This is a genomic window from Pseudomonas sp. IT-347P, from assembly GCF_949768005.1.
In the GTDB taxonomy this organism is placed as follows: Bacteria; Pseudomonadota; Gammaproteobacteria; order Pseudomonadales; family Pseudomonadaceae; genus Aquipseudomonas.
In genome coordinates this window covers 475,498-491,658 of sequence record NZ_CATKPQ010000055.1, presented here as the reverse complement: position 1 = coordinate 491,658, position 16,161 = coordinate 475,498, and the positions used below count along the sequence as shown (strand labels likewise).

General features: G+C 58.9%; 13 protein-coding genes. 5 read left to right on the top strand and 8 right to left on the bottom strand.

The annotated features are described in order from the left end of the window. Nucleotides 1-3: 3 nt before the first annotated feature. The 4 genes from ACM6IV_RS21740 to ACM6IV_RS21725 all read right to left on the bottom strand — a co-directional run bounded on the left by ACM6IV_RS21740 (nucleotide 4) and on the right by ACM6IV_RS21725 (nucleotide 5,579). Nucleotides 4-918, bottom strand: coding sequence for an ABC transporter permease subunit (locus ACM6IV_RS21740; protein ID WP_007915894.1), 915 nt, complete (start codon nucleotides 916-918; stop codon nucleotides 4-6). Nucleotides 919-1,154: 236 nt separating this feature from the next. Next, nucleotides 1,155-2,288: an ABC transporter substrate-binding protein gene (locus ACM6IV_RS21735; RefSeq protein ID WP_038360427.1), complete on the bottom strand. Its 1,134-nt coding sequence runs from the start codon at nucleotides 2,286-2,288 to the stop codon at nucleotides 1,155-1,157. Between the two features lie 368 nt (nucleotides 2,289-2,656). Continuing rightward, nucleotides 2,657-3,940: an NAD(P)/FAD-dependent oxidoreductase gene (locus ACM6IV_RS21730; RefSeq protein WP_414871574.1), complete on the bottom strand. Its 1,284-nt coding sequence runs from the start codon at nucleotides 3,938-3,940 to the stop codon at nucleotides 2,657-2,659. A 148-nt stretch (nucleotides 3,941-4,088) separates the two neighbouring features. Next, on the bottom strand, nucleotides 4,089-5,579 hold the full coding sequence (locus ACM6IV_RS21725) for an aldehyde dehydrogenase family protein (RefSeq protein ID WP_414871573.1): 1,491 nt from the start codon (nucleotides 5,577-5,579) through the stop codon (nucleotides 4,089-4,091). 163 nt (nucleotides 5,580-5,742) lie between these two features. On the opposite strand from ACM6IV_RS21725, the gene ACM6IV_RS21720 reads away from it, so the two are divergent. The 3 genes from ACM6IV_RS21720 to nadE all read left to right on the top strand — a co-directional run bounded on the left by ACM6IV_RS21720 (nucleotide 5,743) and on the right by nadE (nucleotide 8,925). Next, nucleotides 5,743-6,639, top strand: a complete 897-nt coding sequence (locus tag ACM6IV_RS21720) for a LysR family transcriptional regulator (RefSeq protein WP_414871572.1) — start codon at nucleotides 5,743-5,745, stop codon at nucleotides 6,637-6,639. A 230-nt stretch (nucleotides 6,640-6,869) separates the two neighbouring features. After that, on the top strand, nucleotides 6,870-8,093 hold the full coding sequence (gene pncB / locus ACM6IV_RS21715) for a nicotinate phosphoribosyltransferase (protein ID WP_123448410.1): 1,224 nt from the start codon (nucleotides 6,870-6,872) through the stop codon (nucleotides 8,091-8,093). A 4-nt stretch (nucleotides 8,094-8,097) separates the two neighbouring features. Next, on the top strand, nucleotides 8,098-8,925 hold the full coding sequence (nadE, locus tag ACM6IV_RS21710; protein ID WP_414871571.1) for an ammonia-dependent NAD(+) synthetase: 828 nt from the start codon (nucleotides 8,098-8,100) through the stop codon (nucleotides 8,923-8,925). 111 nt (nucleotides 8,926-9,036) lie between these two features. On the opposite strand, the gene ACM6IV_RS21705 is transcribed toward nadE, so the two are convergent. Both ACM6IV_RS21705 and azu read right to left on the bottom strand, forming a co-directional pair. Further along, nucleotides 9,037-10,785 (bottom strand): hypothetical protein, encoded by a 1,749-nt coding sequence (locus tag ACM6IV_RS21705; protein ID WP_414871570.1) that lies wholly within the window; start codon nucleotides 10,783-10,785, stop codon nucleotides 9,037-9,039. 192 nt (nucleotides 10,786-10,977) lie between these two features. After that, on the bottom strand, nucleotides 10,978-11,424 hold the full coding sequence (gene azu / locus ACM6IV_RS21700) for an azurin (protein ID WP_414871569.1): 447 nt from the start codon (nucleotides 11,422-11,424) through the stop codon (nucleotides 10,978-10,980). A gap of 340 nt (nucleotides 11,425-11,764) precedes the next feature. Here azu and ACM6IV_RS21695 point away from each other — a divergent pair, with 340 nt between their 5' ends. Together ACM6IV_RS21695 and ACM6IV_RS21690 are read left to right on the top strand one after the other, a co-directional pair. Then, nucleotides 11,765-12,352 (top strand): TIGR00730 family Rossman fold protein, encoded by a 588-nt coding sequence (locus tag ACM6IV_RS21695; RefSeq protein ID WP_414871568.1) that lies wholly within the window; start codon nucleotides 11,765-11,767, stop codon nucleotides 12,350-12,352. Nucleotides 12,353-12,420: 68 nt separating this feature from the next. Further along, nucleotides 12,421-12,609 (top strand): hypothetical protein, encoded by a 189-nt coding sequence (locus tag ACM6IV_RS21690; protein WP_122606585.1) that lies wholly within the window; start codon nucleotides 12,421-12,423, stop codon nucleotides 12,607-12,609. A gap of 122 nt (nucleotides 12,610-12,731) precedes the next feature. On the opposite strand, the gene ACM6IV_RS21685 is transcribed toward ACM6IV_RS21690, so the two are convergent. After that, a complete protein-coding gene (locus tag ACM6IV_RS21685; RefSeq protein ID WP_414871567.1) occupies nucleotides 12,732-13,622 on the bottom strand; it encodes a transglutaminase family protein in 891 nt (296 codons plus the stop codon). Then, nucleotides 13,622-16,108, bottom strand: a complete 2,487-nt coding sequence (locus tag ACM6IV_RS21680; protein WP_414871566.1) for a circularly permuted type 2 ATP-grasp protein — start codon at nucleotides 16,106-16,108, stop codon at nucleotides 13,622-13,624. Before ACM6IV_RS21680 ends, ACM6IV_RS21685 begins: the two co-directional genes overlap by 1 nt. Between the last annotated feature and the right edge of the window lie 53 nt (nucleotides 16,109-16,161).

Here is a 16,161-nt window from a genome sequence, read left to right as displayed (position 1 = left end):
CGCTTACACCTTCGACACAAGAGGACGGCCCAACAGGCCCTGCGGCCGGAAGACCAGAACAAGTACGAGCAGCGAGAAGCTGAACACGTCTTTGTAGTCGGAGTTGACCAGACCGGAGAACAGCGACTCGGAGATGCCGAGGATGATCCCGCCAAGCATCGCGCCCGGCAGCGAACCGATCCCGCCGAGTACTGCTGCGGTAAACGCCTTGATACCGATAATGAAGCCGGCATAAAAGTCGAAGGTGCCGTAGTTCATGGTGATCAGCACGCCGGCCAGCGCCGCCATGGCTGCACCGATGATGAACACATAGGAAATGACCCGGTCGGTATTGATGCCGAGGATCGAAGCCATCTTGCGGTCTTGCTGGGTGGCGCGGCACATGCGGCCGAGTTTGGTGTACTTGATGACGTAGGTCAGCAAACCCATGCCGACGAAGGCGGCCACCAGAATGAAGACTTTGGTGTAGGTCAGTTGCACGAAGCCGGTACCGACTTCGACACGCCATGCACCGGTCAGCAGGGTTGGCACGCCCTGTTGTTTGGCGCCCTGGGCGATCTGTGCATAGTTTTGCAGGATCAGGGAGATGCCGATGGCGCTGATCAGCGGTGCCAGTCGAGTGGAATTGCGCAGGGGCTTGTAAGCGACTCGCTCGATGACCCAGCCATACACCGCCGTGATCACGATGGTGAAGATCAGCGTGCCGAGCATCAGCAGCGGGAAGGATTCAATACCGAAGTACGCCAGCAGAGCCAGACTGATTGCCGCCAGGTAAGCAGAAATCATGTAAACCTCGCCGTGGGCGAAGTTGATCATGCCGATGATGCCGTAGACCATTGTGTAGCCGATGGCGATCAGGCCATAGACCGACCCGAGGGTCAGGCCGTTGACCAGTTGCTGCAGGAAAATACCATCCATAACGCAATCTCACGCAGTGAGAACCTGCACACCCGGGTGTGCGGTTCTTCTAGGAAAAATACAGATTTACGTCGGAGCAATGTCAGAGCGCGTCCAGAAAAACCAACCGGCCCTTGTGGGAGCGAGCTTGCTCGCGAAAGCGGTGTATCAGCTACCGTTTATGGCGACTGACACCCCGTATTCGCGAGCAGGCTCGCTCCCACAGGGGATCGTGGATTAACTGATCGCGTCAGCCCTTACTTCTGCTTTTCCAGCTGGTGATATTTGCCGTCCTTGTCCCACTGGTAAACCACGTAGTCGGAGACTTTCAGGTCGCCCTTGGAGTCCCAGGTCTTTTCACCCATAACGGTTTTGACCGGGTTTTTCTTCAGCCAGGCTGCGGCCTCTTCACCCTTGTTGGACTTCGCGCCGTTGAACGCGGCAGCCAGGGTCTGCACCGAAGCGTAGGCGTACAGGGTGTAGCCCTCAGGCTCGGTACCGGCCTTGCGGAATGCGTCTACCACGGTCTTGCTCTCAGGCAACAGACGCGGGTCGGCGCCGAAGGTCATCAACACGCCATCGGTGAATTGCGGGCCACCGGCGGTGGTCACCAGTTCGTCAGTCACGATGCCGTCATCGGACATGAACTTGACGTCTTTCAGACCTTGCTCACGCAGTTGGCGAACCAGCGGGCCGGCTTCCGGGTGCAGGCCGCCGAAGTAGACGACGTCGGCACCAGCGCCACGGATCTTGGTGACAATGGTGCTGAAGTCTTTTTCGCCACGGGTCAGGCCTTCGTACAACACGGGGGTCACACCGCGCTTGACCAGTTGTGCCTTGGTGGCATCCGCCAGGCCTTGGCCATAGGTGTCTTTGTCGTGCAGCACGACGACTTTCTTGCCCTTGAGTACGTCGACGATGTAGTCGCCGGCCACAATGCCTTGCTGGTCGTCACGCCCGCACATACGGAACATGGCGCTGAGGCCGCGCTCGGTGACTTGCGGGTTGGTCGAACCCGGAGTGATCGCAATGATCCCGGCTTCGTCGTAGATTTCCGACGCTGGAATGGTCGAAGAGGAGCAGAAGTGCCCGACCACGCCGGCAACTTTCTGGTTGGTGAGGTCCTTGGCGACCGTCACGGCCTGCTTCGGTTCGCAGGCGTCATCGCCTTTGACCAGAACGATTTTCTCCCCGTTGACGCCGCCTGCCGCGTTGACTGCGTCAGCCGCCGCCTGTGCACCCTTCATGTACTGCTCGCCAAATGCCGCGTTGGCGCCCGTCATTGGACCCGCTACACCGATTTTCACATCAGCTTGAGCAAACGCAGAAACACCCAACGCAGTAGCGACTGCAAGGGCCAGAAAGCCTTTCTTGTAAAACGTCTGGGACATGAGGTGGTGCTCCAAGGTTTTTTTTAGTTGGCACTGCGACTTCACTTCACTGAATGCTCTGAGCAAGGGCCGTGCCATCGGTTTTTTATTCTGCAAAAAGTCGCTGCTTTCTTGTTATTTCGACTGTTTCGTTCCCATTTTCATTGGGCGTGCAACCGTCTAAACCGCGGAAGGTGAAACCATTTATTTTTTCAGGCGCAACCCGCACGCGCCATCATTGCAACCGCGGCGACAAACGACGTGCAACCAGCCTGTAACAGCCCGCGTCACCGAACTGCACACTGCTGGTGCGGGACTGCTACAACCCGCACCATTACAGGCTAGTCGCTGCATCGAAAAGCGCCGCTTCCGGCAACATATTTCAACACTCAAATAACGATGCGCAGGCACTGGCCCGCGTGATACAGCGAGAACCCGGCCTCATACAAACAACTGCGCAACCCCACGCCGGTCAGGGGCTGCATCGGGGCGAAGGGAATCGGCAGGGCTTGCGGATTGCCGTGACACAAATAGTCGGCGAAGGCTTTGCCGACCACGGTGCCGGTGGTCACGCCACGACCGTTGTAACCGGTGACGGCCACCAGTCCCGGCGCCGGTTCGAACAAGCGCATAAGGTGATCAGGCGTGAACGCGATGCGCCCGGTCCAGGTGCACTCCCACTCGACGGGTTTCAGATTGGGGAAGTAATGCTGCTGCACGCGATCGGCCCAGGCCTTGAGAAACCAGGTCGGTTTCTGATTGCCATTACCCAGGCTGCCGAGCAATAACCGCCCTTCTTGGTCACGGCGGATGCTGCTCAACACCTGCCGCGTATCCCACGAACCTTGCCCGCCCGGGAGAATTTCCTGGGCGGCTTCTTCGGTCAGCGGCACCGAGGCGACCTGATAGTAGTAACCGGGAAAGAAATTGCGCTTTAGTTCGGTCCAGTCGCCCTCGGTGTAGGCATTGGAGGCGATGACCACTTGCTCGGCCAGCACCGAACCTTGCTCAGTCTGCACCGACCATTTCGCGCCCTGACGCTCAAGGCGAGTAACCGGAGAATGATCGAACAGTTGCCCGCCAAGACCGCTTACTGCGTTGGCCAGCCCGGTGACATAAGCCATCGGGTTGAGCGTACCGGCGCGACGATCGAGCAGTGCCGCGGCGATCTTTTGCGTGCCGGTGGCTCGCTCGCAGGCCTTGCCGGTCAGCAGTTCGACCGGCGCACCTCGGCGTTTCCATTGCTGTTCACGACTGCGCAGATCCGCCTCGCCCTTGGCGTTGTGCGCCATGTGCAGCGTGCCTTCGCGGCGCAACTGGCAATCGATGTTGTATTTATCCACAAGGCTGAACACCAAGGCTGGCGCCGCCCCGAGCATGCGGTTGAGCTGGCTGCCGACTGCTTCACCGAACCCGGCTTCGATCTCGTCCGGCGGGATCCACAGGCCGGCGTTGACCAGCCCGACGTTGCGCCCGGAACCACCGTGACCGGCGCGGTGCGCTTCCAGGACGCAGACGCTTTTGCCTTTTTCCAACAGATGCAGCGCCGCCGACAACCCGGTAAACCCGGCGCCGATCACGCAGACATCGACTTTCACCTCACTCCTGAGCGCGGTGTTCTCCGGCCTTTGCGGCGTGAGTGTTTCCCACAGACATTCTTCGCGTAACGGCATTGCCAGACTCCAACAGAAACCTGCCAAACACTGCATACCCTGAGCGAGCCTGCTCGCGAAAGCGGCGTTTCAGCCAACATCTATGTCGACTGACTCATCGCATTCGCGAGCAGGCTCGCTCCCACAAGGGATTTGCGTCAGTGCAACATCAGTCGAAGGTGATGCCCTGCGCCAGCGGCAGTTCCAGCGAGTAGTTCACAGTGTTGGTCTGGCGGCGCATGTACGCGCGCCATGCATCGGAACCCGACTCACGGCCACCACCGGTTTCCTTCTCGCCACCAAACGCACCGCCAATCTCCGCGCCGCTCGGGCCGATGTTGACGTTGGCGATGCCGCAGTCACTGCCGACCGCCGACATGAACTGCTCGGCCTCGCGTACGTCAGTGGTAAAGATGCACGACGACAAGCCTTGCGGCACGGCATTGTTCAGGCGCAGCGCTTCCTGGAAATCGCTGTAGCCGACCACGTACAGAATCGGCGCGAAGGTTTCGCTGCACACCACGTCGCTCTGCTCCGGCATTTCAACAATCGCCGGCGACACGTAGTAGGCGTTGGGAAACTGATCTTCAAGCTGACGCTTGCCACCGAACACCCGACCGCCCTCGCTCAACGCCTGCTCAAGCGCGTCCTGCATGTTTTCGAAGCTGTGCTTGTCGATCAGCGGGCCGACCAGATTGCCTTCCAGCGGGTTGCCGATGCGCACTTTCGAGTAAGCGGCTTTGAGGCGGGTGACGATTTCTTCTTTCACAGATTCGTGGGCGATTAGGCGGCGCAACGTGGTGCAGCGCTGGCCGGCCGTGCCGACTGCGCTGAACAGAATGGCGCGCACCGCCATGTCGAGATCGGCGCTTGGGCCAAGGATCATCGCGTTATTGCCGCCCAGTTCGAGAATGCTGCGGGCAAAACGCGCGGCGACTTTCGGCGCCACTTCGCGGCCCATGCGCGTGCTTCCGGTGGCGCTGATGAGAGCGACACGCGGATCATCGACCAGCGCTTCACCGGCATCGCGACCACCAATGATCACTTGGCACAGGCTCGCCGGGGCATCGGTGAAGTTCTTCACCACACGGTCGAACAGGGCCTGGCAGGCCAGCGCGGTCAGCGGGGTTTTCTCCGACGGTTTCCACACCACCGGGTTGCCGCAGACCAGCGCCAGCGTGGTGTTCCACGCCCACACCGCAACCGGGAAGTTGAACGCGCTGATTACCCCGACCACGCCCAGCGGATGCCAGGTTTCACGCATGTGGTGGCCCGGGCGCTCGGACGCGATGGTCAAGCCGTACAACTGACGGGACAGACCGACGGCAAAATCGCAGATGTCGATCATCTCCTGCACTTCACCCAGGCCTTCCTGGGTGATCTTGCCGGCCTCCCAGGAAACCAGTTCGCCGAGATCGGCTTTGTATTCACGCAACACTTCGCCGAATTGACGCACCAGTTCGCCACGACGCGGCGCCGGCACCTTGCGCCATTGCTCGAACGCATGATCTGCGCGACTAATGTGCTGCTCGACTTCGGCCGGACCTTCCCAGTTCACAGCGGCAATGCGGCTGCCGTCGATCGGCGAATGCACCGGCACTTTGCCGTTCTGATAAAGGGCCGGGTTCACACCAAGACGATCAAGCAATGCGGCAACCATGGGTCACTCCTCAAGCAAAAAACTGAATGTGTGCGGCCGATGTTTCGCGACCGGGCAGGCCTTTAGTTGTAGCGTCACAATGCCGAGGCAACAAACGACCTTTACGCGAGATATCATTCCGTTTATTCATGCTGCGCAAAGAAAGACAAGAAAAGGATCGGCCATGCTGAACAAACGCCACTTGCCCTCGATCACCGCCCTGCAGTGTTTTGAAGCCGTGACCCGGCACTTGAGTTTCACCCGCGCAGCAGAAGAGCTGAACCTGACCCAGAGTGCAGTGAGCAAACAGGTCGCGCAGCTTGAAGAGCTGTTGCAGCATTTGTTGTTTCGTCGCGTGCGGCGGCGTTTGCAGATGACCCCGGCCGGGGATTTGTACTTGGTTGAAGTACGAAAAATCCTCACGCAAGTGGAGATGTCGACCCATTACCTGCGTTCCTACGGCGGCGAGACCGAAGTCCTGCGCGTCTCGACGCCCTCGACCTTTGGCGCGCGCTGGCTGGTGCCCCGCCTGAAAGGCTGGCGACTGCGCCATCCATCGATTCATCTGGATTTGTGTAACGAACAGGAAGCGGATGATCTGCTGCAGGGCCACAGCGATCTGGCGTTCTATTTCGGTCAGGGTTCACGGCCCGGCACTGAATGCCTGAAGTTGTTCGGCGAAGAGCTGGTGCCGGTCTGCGCGCCTGGCAGCCTGCCCGACAAGCCATTCACTGATCCGACGCAACTCACCGATCTGGTGCTGTTGCAAAATGCCTCGCGCCCGCAGGCCTGGCATGACTGGTTCGACAGTCAGGGCTACCAGACCGAACACAGCTACCACGGGCCACGTTTCGAAACCTTTTATATGTGCATTCGTGCTGCGCAGGTCGGCTGTGGTGTGGCGTTGTTGCCGCGATTTCTGGTGGAAGAGGAATTGGCCGAAGGCAAACTGGTCATTCCCTTTAAGCATGCCATGCCCAGCACTGATGCCTATTACCTGGCGTACCCGGAGCACGCGGCGGAAGTGCCGAAGGTGCGTGATTTTGTGAAGTGGATGCTGGAGCAGATCGATAATCCCTGACCTGACGTCAATTCAGAGTTATCCACACCCCTGTGGGAGCGGGCTTGCTCGCGAAGGCGGCGTATCAGCCACATTTGAATGGCCTGACTCACCGCCTTCGCGAGCAAGCCCGCTCCCACAAGGGATCTAATGCGTTGTCAGAAAATGCTGGCATTCCCCACCGCCGATATGCGCCACTAGCGCCATTGATTGAGACCGCGCACCGGCGCGGCGCACCTGGAGACCCCGTTATGAGCGAGAGTGTGTTTGCCGATCGCATCGTGCAGAACCTGCTCGACACCGACTTCTACAAGCTGACGATGATGCAGGCGGTGCTGCACAACTACCCCAACGTTGAAGTCGAATGGGAGTTCCGCTGCCGTAACAGCGAGGATCTGCGCCCGTATCTGGCCGAGATCCGCTTTCAGATCGAACGCCTGGCGGAATTGAGCCTGAGCGCCGATCAACTGAGTTTTCTCGAGCGCATCAGCTTCCTCAAGCCGGACTTCCTGCGCTTTCTCGGGTTGTTCCGCTTCAACCTGCGTTATCTGCACACCGGCATCGAGAACGGCGAGTTGTTCATCCGTCTGCGCGGGCCGTGGCTGCATGTGATTCTCTACGAAGTGCCGTTGCTGGCGATCGTCAGCGAAGTGCGCAACCGTTATCGCTACCGCGAAACCGTGCTGGAACAGGCACGCGAACAGCTCTATCGCAAGTTCGACTGGCTGACCGCCAACGCCTCGGCCGACGAGTTGTCGCAACTGCAGGTCGCCGATTTCGGCACCCGCCGGCGCTTTTCATTTGGTGTGCAGGCCGAAGTGGTGAATGTGCTCAAACACGACTTCCCTGGACGTTTCGTCGGCACCAGCAACGTACACCTGTCCCGCGAACTGGACATGAAACCGCTGGGCACCATGGCCCACGAATGGATCATGGCCCACCAGCAACTCGGCCCGCGCCTGATCGACAGCCAGATCGCCGCGCTCGATTGCTGGGTCCGCGAGTACCGTGGCCTGCTCGGCATCGCCCTCACCGATTGCATCACCACCGATGCGTTTCTCGGCGACTTCGACCTGTTCTTCGCCAAGCTGTTTGACGGTCTGCGCCATGACTCCGGTGATCCGGTGGCGTGGGGCGAAAAATGCATCGCGCATTACCACAAGCTCGGCATCGATCCGATGAGCAAGACGCTGGTGTTCTCCGATAGTCTGACCCTGCCCAAGTCGCTGGAGATCTTTCGCGCGCTGCACGGTCGGATCAACGTCAGCTTCGGCATCGGCACCAACCTCACCTGTGACATTCCGGGTGTCGAACCGATGAGCATCGTGCTTAAAATGACTGCCTGTAACGGCCAACCGGTGGCGAAGATCTCCGACGAGCCAGGCAAGACCCACTGTAAAGACCCGAATTTCGTCGCCTATTTGCGACACGTTTTCCAGGTTCCTGCCGATTCCAGTCTATCTAGCAAGGAGTGAATTCATGCAAGCCGTACAGCGTGAGATTGCGCAGCAGCTCAAGGTGCAACCGCCGTTCGCCGATTACAAGGCCCTGCAGGCCGAAGTCGCCCGGCGCATTGCCTTTATTCAGGATTGCCTGGTCAATTCAGGGCTCAAAACCCTGGTGCTGGGCATCAGCGGCGGCGTCGACTCGCTGACCGCCGGCCTGCTGGCCCAGCGCGCGATGCGCGAGCTGCGCGACCAGACCGGCGACAACAGCTACAAATTCATCGCCGTGCGCCTGCCCTACGAAACCCAGTTCGACGAACACGACGCCCAGGCCTCGGTGGATTTCATCGCCCCGGACGAGCGCCACACCGTCAACATCGGCCCGGCGGTAAAGTCGCTGGCCAGTGAAGTGGCGGCGTTCGAAGGCAAACACGCGGTATCGGTGGATTTCGTGCTGGGCAATACCAAGGCGCGGATGCGCATGGTCGCGCAGTACACCATCGCTGGCGCGGCGCACGGCCTGGTGATCGGCACCGATCATGCGGCGGAAGCGGTGATGGGCTTTTTCACCAAGTTTGGTGACGGCGCTTGTGATCTGGCCCCGCTCAGCGGTCTGGTAAAAAATCAGGTTCGGGCGATTGCACGCAGTTTTGGTGCGCCGGAGTCGCTGGTCGAGAAAGTGCCGACGGCAGACCTGGAAGATCTGTCGCCGGGCAAACCGGACGAGGCTTCGCATGGCGTGACCTATGCCGAAATCGATGCCTTCCTGCATGGCGAGTCCGTGCGGGAAGACGCGTTCAAGATCATTGTCGATACGTACAACAAAACGCATCACAAGCGGGTCATGCCATTCGCGCCTTGAGCTGTCACGAAAGGCAAAAACTGTCGCAGGCGGCGATCCCGGTTTCCAATGAGGAGATCGCAAGATCACTGCCTGCCGACAGGTTCGGCCGCAACATGTGAAAAATTGCAGTCATTGCTTCAGGCGTTTTTCAGCTTCTTCGGGGGCTACGATCTTGATTTTGATCGTTGCAGATTCAATGTCTGATGCTGTTATCGCGTTGAATGCATAGTCTCCGGGCTTTAGATCACTGAGAGTCTCTTGCCAGGTATTGTCGAAGTGCACCGACGTCGGGGCTAATAGCTCTTCCCCATTGCGAAGCGTTAATCGGAAATGTCCTGCTGCCTGGCCGCTGAACCCAAGCGTCGTAACCGTAGTCGCGTCGCCATCGTTAAGATCCTTGCCGTCTTCACCGACTTCTGCAATCCGGGCGATCGCAGGTTGTTTTGGTGTCCCGACATAGAAGTTTATGGCGTCCGTCAGGTTGCCCAGTGGAGCCTTGGCAGTCAGCGAATATCTTGCGTCAGCTAGTAAGTCCAACTCGCCGCCCCAGTTGCCATTGGCCACGTCAAAGGTCTTGATCGGACTTGAATTATCTTTATCAAACACCTCTACCGTGCTTGAGGTGGCTGTCCCGGCAATCGTTAATTTAGTGTCAGGCGTAGCCGCTTCGTTGGCTACATCTCCAGAGTCGCCAGTCAGAACAGTAATCTTTACCTCGCCTTCGGGTTCATCGCTGACAGTCACGGTGTGGGTCTCGGATTTTTCGCCGTCTACGTCCTCGGCTTTCAGCACATAGGTTTTACCTGCCGTGAGCTCGATTTCGCCACCCCAAGTGCCATCCGCTGCGGTAAACGTTTTAATCGGAGTCGGGTTATCTCCATCCAGCAATTTGACCTCGCCGTCCTTCGCCGAGCCGGTGATCGTCAGTGTGGTGTCTGCGGTAGTCCCACCGTCTTCGATCTCGCCCTCTTCCGAATCCTTCAGCGAAGTAATCTTTACTTCGCCTTCGGACGCCTCGCTGACAGTCACGGTGTGGGTCTCGGACTTTTCGCCGTCTATGTCCTCGGCTTTCAGCACATAGGTTTTACCCGCCGTGAGTTCGATTTCGCCACCCCATGTGCCATCCGCTGCGGTAAACGTTTTAATCGGAGTCGAATTATCTCCATCCAGCAATTTGACCTCGCCGTCCTTCGCCGAGCCGGTGATCGTCAGTCTGGTGTCTGCGGTAGTCCCACCGTCTTCGATCTCGCCCTCTTCCGAATCCTTCAGCGAAGTAATCTTTACCTCGCCTTCGGACACTTCCCCGATGGTAACGGTATAGATGTCGGATTCGGTTCTATCATCCGCCCTGGCTTTCAGCGCATAGACCTGCCCCGTTACAAGCGTGAGACTGCCATCCCAACTGCGGTCTGGTTTCACCGTAAACGTCGCAATCGGCTCAGTGGCTGCACCGTTGAAGATCCTTATCTGGCCTGTCTTCGCCAATCCCTTGATCTTCAGATCCGTTTCTTCTGTCTGGCCTCCGTTTTCTACCTCATCGCCGTTTGAGTCTTCCAGCATTTCGATGAAGGGCTTTGTTACTACCGAGATCAATACAAAAGGATCGGTTTCCTCCTCCCCATGGGACAGCACATATTCATGTTTTCCTTCAGGCAGATTTTCTATCAGGAAAAATCCGTCGCCTGTACCGTTTGTCTGGCCATTGTATTTCGACTCACCATCAACAAGGAGATGAAGAATAGAGTCCGCAGGCCCGGTGACGGTGAAATTGGCCCTTGAGGAGAAAGTCCTTCCGCCGCTGGTAATATCCTCCCCACCTGAAAACACCTTAATGATTTTCAAATCGGCCAAAGTTGAGTTCTTGCGCTTGTCGTCCATGGGTGAATCCTCTTTGCAATCGCTTGGAATGAAGACTCATGTAATCCCCACTCAGAGGAGCGGTCTACTGTCAGAAATTACAGGTGGCAGTACTTTTCGGACAAAAGGTATCTCAAATAAACTTCATGCCAGACGCAAAAACGCCGCTGGCGACCATCGCGCAGCGGCGTTTTGCGACACCTGAACCCAGTGTTACTTCAGGGCGATTGTGCCTTTCATCATCGAGATGTGGCCCGGGAACGAGCAGAAGAAACCATATTTTTCGTTCGCATCGAGCTTCGAGACATCGAAGGTCAACGAGTCGGTTTCTTTCGCGCCGATGATCTTGGTGTGCGCAATGACGCGAGCATCACCGTCCTTCAGATAATTCTTGTCGATCCCGGCAGCCAGGCCGTCAGTAGCGATTGGCTGCATGTCAGCTTCCTTGCTGATCACCAGGTTATGGCCCATGACGTTCTTCGGCAGGCTGCCGGAGTGGGTCAGTTCGACGGTGAAGGTCTTGCAGCTCTTGTCGATCACGATTTCCTTGGTGTTGAAGGACATCTGATCGGTGGAGTCAACGGTGGTTTTGCACTCGGCAGCCATCAATTGGCTGCTGGCCAGCGCCAGCAGGGATACCGCAACAACTTTGGAAAACATGGTGAATCTCCAAGGCAGGGTTAACAAAAACACGAATGATGGAAAGACTGCCTGAAATCTTCGCAAGTTCCTATGACTTGAGTCAAAAATTGTATACAACTTTCAGGCTATGACACTCATCGAGACAATCTAACGGCCAGATTTCCCGGCACACCCTATGATCGGCCCATCCCTTGAGACGGAGTGCCTGTCATGTTCTTTAACGGTCTATTGTGCAGTTTGCTCGCCGCCTACGCCTGTGGCGCCAGCGGCACCTTTGAATCACCGGAACGCGAAGTTTAGCCCTTGGATCGAGGCGTGCCAGCCATTACCCTGTGACGGATTGACCCAGGAGGAAGGCATGTCTCTGAAATCCGTTTGTGTATTTTGCGGCGCCAACGCCGGCACTGTTCCGGCTTACACCGAGGCCGCCGTCGCCCTTGGCCAGGCTTTGGCTGAACGTAAACTGACCCTGGTCTACGGCGGTGGCGCCGTGGGTTTGATGGGGATTGTTGCCGACGCAGCGCTGGCCGCTGGCGGTGAAGTGATCGGTATCATCCCGCAAAGCCTGATGGACAAGGAGATTGGCCATAAGAGCCTGACGCGTCTGGAGGTGGTCGACGGTATGCACGCGCGCAAGGCGCGCATGGCTGAGCTGAGTGATGCTTTCATCGCCCTGCCCGGCGGTCTGGGTACGCTGGAAGAGCTGTTCGAAGTCTGGACCTGGGGCCAGCTCGGCTACCACGGCAAGCCGCTGGGCCTGCTGGAAGTGAACGGCTTCTACAGCAAACTCACCGCATTTCTCGATCATATCGTCGGTGAAGGCTTCGTTCGCGCGCCACACCGTGACATGCTGCAAGTGAGCGAATCGCCGCAAACACTGCTTGATGCCCTGGATAACTGGAAGCCGACCGTCACGCCCAAGTGGGTCGACCAAAAACCCGGTTAACCCCCGGACGCCGATACAGGGCAGAATATGCGCCGCTCAACCTCACCTTCGACCCCAGAGGATCGCCCATGGCCAAACCCAATTACTCCTTCGCCAAACGTCAACGAGACCTGGCAAAGGAACAGAAGAAAGAGGAAAAGCTTCAGCGCAAGAAACAAACCGCTGAAGAAGCGGCACTGAACCCTGACGGTGAAGTGGCGACGGATGATGATGTTGATGCAACCGAAGCACCGAAAGATCAGGCACCTGACGCCTGAGCCCCACCGGGTTTGACAATCGAATCAGACCCTGCGGATTTGTGACGGGGCTGGCAGTTTCACTGCCGGCCCTCACTGCCCTCACTGCCCTCCCGGAAACACCCTGATTCCCCCTGTAGGAGTTAATCCAGGGGCATTACGGTGACGCGCACTTCCGGGTCGTGATTGCCGCCGCCCAGAATCACCCCGCGCAACGGCGACACATCGGAAAAATCCCGCCCCCACGCCAAGGTGATGTGTTCCAGCGCCGGTTGCACATTGTTGGTCGGATCGAAATCCACCCAGCCCAGCACCGGGCAAAACACCGAGACCCAGGCATGCGAAGCATCGGCGCCGATCAAGCGCGGCTGTCCCGGTGGCGGCTGCGTCAGCAGATAACCGCTGATATAACGCGCTGCCAGCCCTCGCGAACGCACGCACGCCAGCATCAGATGCGCGAAGTCCTGACAGACCCCGCGCCGCCGTTCCAGCACCTCGACCAGCGGTGTCGCCACCTGGGTCGCCTCGGCATCAAAAGTGAATTCGCTGAAGATCTTTTGCATCAGGTCCCGCACGCCCAACAGCAACGGCCGGCCCGGCGCAAAACAGCTTTGCGAAAACTCGACGAAGCGGCTTTTCAAGTGCACGTACGGTGACTGGAACCGGTAGCGACAGGCTTCGAGCAGCTCAGCCGACAACGGCTGGCTGCTGTAAGTCAGTGCATCGCGGGTCAGTTCCCAGGCGGGCGACTGATTGAAGTCAAGCGCCGGTCGCGCCAACACTTCAACGGTGAGCCGGGCATTGACCTGCAGTTCATCGTGAGGCCGCTCGAAGGCCAGCCGGGTCAGCGGATTGCCAAACACATCCAACTCGTCGCGCCGGACGGTCGGGTCAGGGCTGATCAGCAGCTGCTGTTCGGTGCAGCGCTGCCAATCGCATTTTCTCGGCCACAAGTGCGCCAGTTGCTGCGCCAGGGACACCGGGCTGTCGTAGTGGTAACAGGTGTCGTGGAGGATCTGGTAGCGAGCATTCATCAAACGGACACCGTGCGCTGGCTGACATCATCGACGTGGGCGAAATGGCGCAGGGCCAGACGATCCGACACTTGCCCACTGGCCTCGGCAATCTCTTGCAGCAGATCCGCCAGACCATTCAGAGCGGCTCGTACGCTGGCCTCACCGAACAATGGATTCTCCAGACAGCCCAGATCAAACCGTGCCAGGCGCTCGACCAGTTGCGGTAGCCCGGCCTCTCTTGGCGCAGCAAAATCATCGTTCAAACGTTTCAGGGTGCGGGTCACCAGCTTCAACTGAAACAACACCGCGTGCGGGTTCTGCTCATCGAGCAGCAACAGGTCGAGCACCGGAATCAATTGCGCAACGGCCAGATAACGTGAGCGATAGGTAATGCTGCTGTTACCCAGCTCCAGTAGCCACTCCAGTCCCGCTTGATCGAACGCCCCGGCGCCGCGCAGAAAAGCCGCCAGACTGCTGCTGAGAAATTGCAGACGTTCGATACGCCGGCCAATCATCAGAAAGCGCCAGCCTTCGTCGCGGGTCATGTCATCGAGGGCAAACCCGGACAGTGCCGCCAGCGACATCACCAGCCGGTTGAGGAAATCCAGCAGCTCGCCGAAGTCGGGTTCGTCGGTGTCCAGTTCCATTGCTTCCCGTTGCAATTCCACCAACGCCTGCCAGTTTTCTCGCGAGAGCTTGCCGCGCACTTGCGAGGCCGCCCACTGCAAACGTTGCAGGTTGGAACGCAGGCTGAACGACCAGTCGTCGCCCAGCAGTGCCGCCAACAGACGCTCCGGCAGTTCTCCTTCGTCCGGCAGCAGCGTCAGTCGCTCACCGAGTTCGACCGCTGCCTGCAACGCTTGCGGATCGTCGCCGTCGACATACCGCGCGAGCATGATGCGCAGCAACCGCGCACTGTCATCACAGCGCTCGCAGTAACGGCCGAACCAGAACAGGTTTTCCACCACCCGTGACGGCAGATACGGGTCGCGCCGCACCAGATCATGGACCCCGACGTTGCGCTGCCCCTTCCACTGTTCGCCACTGGGCGGGCGATCACCCAGCACCCAAGTGTCTTTGCTTGCCCCACCCCGCTGCATCGACACCACTTCGGCATCGGCCTCGGCCGCCACCCGGGTCAGACCACCGGGCAGCACGCGATAATCGTCAGCACCGGCCACGGCGTACATGCGCATGCCGATGGCCCGCGGTTGCAGTTGACCGTTTTCCGCCTGCCAGATCGGCGCTTGGGACAGTTGAGCCAATTCTTGCGCCACATAGGCATAAGGGCGCGCCTGCATGCGTTCGGCAAGCGCCTGACGCTGTTGTGCATTCAGGTCACGGCCCAACACCGGCGCGAAGCTCTGTGAGGGAAACGCCGGTTTGATCAGCAGTTCGGGAAGTTTTTCCAGGGCCTGGGCCAACACCGGTGCCTCACCGCACCACCACGTCGCGATCGACGGCAAAATGAGTTCTTCGCCAAACAGGTGTTGGTTGATCTTTGGCAGAAAGCCCAGCAGCCCCGGCGATTCCAGAACACCGCTGCCCAGCGCGTTGGCAACCAGAACTCGACCCTGGCGCACCGCCTCAAGCAACCCGGGAACGCCGAGTGCCGAGTCAGTACGCAGTTCCAGCGGGTCGCAGAAATCATCATCGAGCCTGCGCATGATCGCGTGCACCCGACGCAGGCCACTGAGGGTTTTCAGGTAGACCGTGGCATCGCGCACCGTCAGGTCACCGCCCTCGACCAGCGGATAACCGAGCTGGCGAGCCAGATACAAATGTTCGAAGTAGCTTTCGTTGAAGCGCCCCGGCGTGAGCAGCACCACCAGCGGCGCGTCATCGGTGCTGGGTGCCTGTCGTGCAAGGGTTTCCTGCAACGTGCGGAAGAAGCCCGCCAGATGCTGCACCTTCAGATCCCGATACAACTCGGGAAAGGCGCGGGACACGATGGTGCGGTTTTCCAGGGCATAGCCGGCGCCCGACGGCGCTTGCGTACGATCGGCGGTGACCCACCAACGCCCGTCCGGCGTGCGCGCCAGATCCACGGCGTACAGGTGCAGAAAGACCTGTTCGGGTAGCGAGATGCCCTGACAAGGCCACAGAAAGTTGTTATGACCAAAGACCAGTTCCGCCGGCAAAAGCCCTTCGCTGATCAATCGTTGCGGCCCGTACAAATCGGCCAGCACCGCATTGAGCAGCCGCGCACGTTGGGCGATGCCTGCCGACAGTTGCTGCCATTCATCCGCCGCAATCACGTGGGGCAGCAAATCCAGCTCCCATGGCCGATCAGCGCCTTTGGGATCGGCATAGACGTTATAGGTGACGCCGTTTTCCTGAATCTGCCGCGCCAGCAGTGCTTGCCGCTGCACCAGTTGCGCCGGCGTGCTGCGTTGCAACTGATCGAACAGCCGCCGCCAATGCGGACGCACCGCACCACTGCCATCGAGCAGTTCGTGATAAGTACCCGCCGTGAGCGGGTAGCGGTCTAGCAGATCAGGCATGGAAAACTCGGCAGACAGCAAGGAACGGTCAGACTAACGCAGGCACATGACAT